This window comes from Oleiphilus sp. HI0061, assembly GCF_001635675.1.
The window spans coordinates 1-633 of the sequence record NZ_LWFE01000551.1; the positions used below are offsets into that span (position 1 = coordinate 1).

Genomic DNA, 633 nt, shown 5'->3' on the forward strand with positions numbered 1-633 from the left:
TGCACCTGAAGCACCAATATCGCTGATCACTGCATAGAGTGGCGTTTCAGGGTATAAGCCACGAAGTCGTTTAATTTCATCATAAACATACCCTGATTGAACCGGGCTGCCACCAGGACTATTAATGCGCAAGACAACAGCTTGAGTTCCCTCAGCTTCAAAAGCTGCTCTCAAACCCGTCACCAAAAAGTCTGCATTCGCCTCTTCGCCTGAAGCAATCACACCTTCCAGATTAACCAATGCGGTATATTGTTCAGTATCACTTATCTTATCCGGCGATAAACCCTCGCTCATCATAAACAATAAGACAAAAAGATAAGCAAATGTTAGCAGCTTAAAAAACACACCCCAGCGACGAGCCTTACGCTGCTCAACACCTAACTGAGAAACAGTCTTTTCAATCAACTTCCACTCTTTAGTATTATTCTCTGAATCCAAAATTTACTACCCTCTAACTTACATTCAGCTTTATCAGCTCTGAAAAATGATCAATTATTGCTTTTGGCTCATGTACGGACAAGCGACTCACTTCATGAACCCCATAACTCACACCGATTGCATCCATCCCGAAATTTGAAGCCATCTTCAAGTCATACTCCGTGTCGCCAACCATCACGCACTCTTTCGCAGGCA

The 633-nt window shown here is 43.4% G+C and carries 1 protein-coding gene and 1 pseudogene; both read right to left on the reverse strand.

Annotated features, from left to right (window positions below):
- Nucleotides 1-438 (reverse strand): annotated as a pseudogene (locus A3735_RS07195) (S49 family peptidase); the annotation flags it as partial.
- A 13-nt stretch (nt 439-451) separates the two neighbouring features.
- The coding region (locus A3735_RS28745) for an HAD family hydrolase (protein WP_156499492.1) at nt 452-633 on the reverse strand (182 nt) is incomplete at its 5' end.